An 867-nucleotide genomic window follows, 5' to 3' on the forward strand; every position below is an offset into this window, starting at 1 on the left:
GGTGTTTCTGTTCCATAATAATCAACAGTAAATTGGTCTAAAATAGCAGGATTAGCTCTTCCAGCTCTAACAGTTGTCAATTCTGTTTCATAAGCCTCTATTGATTTTGACATTTTTCTTTCTAATTCATTAATTACTTCTTTATACATATTTATTTCCCCCTTACAATTGTTCCTACTTTTTCTCCCTTTGCAACCCTAACCAAGTTTTCAGGGTCATCAATTCCAAATACAACAAGTGGAATATTATTATCCATACAAAGAGAAGTCGCAGTAGCGTCCATTATACCTAAACCTCTATTTAAAATTTCAATATATGTTAGTTCATCAAATTTCTTTGCATCGTCAAATTTATTTGGATCACAATCATAAACACCATCTGTTCCTGTTTTACCAAGTAAAATAACATCTGCATTCATTTCAGCAGCTCTTAAAGCTGCAGTTGTATCCGTTGAAAAATATGGCATACCTGTACCAGCACCAAAAATAACTATTCTGCCTTTTTCAAGATGTCTTTCCGCCTTTCTTTTTATAAAAGGCTCAGCAACTTCGTGAACATTAATTGCTGTTTGAACTCTTGTCGGTATTCCTAAATTCTCCAATGTAGCTTGTAATCTTAGAGAATTTATTATTGTTGCAAGCATACCCATGTGGTCTGAAGTTGAACGTTCTATATTTTCACTTGAACGGCCTCTCCAAAAATTACCACCACCAACTACAATACAAATTTGAATTCCTAAATCATATACACCTTTTACTGATTTACAAATTTTTTCGATTGTTTCATCGTGAAGTCCATGTCCTATTCCACCGGACAAAGCCTCTCCACTAAGTTTAATAACTACTCTTTTAAATTCTAAATCCATAA

1 protein-coding gene is annotated in these 867 nt (G+C 33.4%); it reads right to left on the minus strand.

Annotated features, from left to right (window positions below; genetic code table 11):
- Positions 1-151: 151 nt before the first annotated feature.
- Positions 152-865, minus strand: coding sequence for a UMP kinase (gene pyrH / locus HMPREF3181_RS02955; RefSeq protein ID WP_068472827.1), 714 nt, complete (start codon positions 863-865; stop codon positions 152-154).
- Positions 866-867 lie beyond the last annotated feature (2 nt).

This window comes from Parvimonas sp. KA00067 (assembly GCF_001553085.1).
GTDB lineage: Bacteria > Bacillota > Clostridia > Tissierellales > Peptoniphilaceae > Parvimonas > Parvimonas parva.

Coding starts and splice junctions, on each gene's coding strand:
- pyrH (WP_068472827.1), bottom strand. CDS start 865: ATGGATTTAGAATTTAAAAGAGTAGTTATTAAACTTAGTGGAGAGGCT.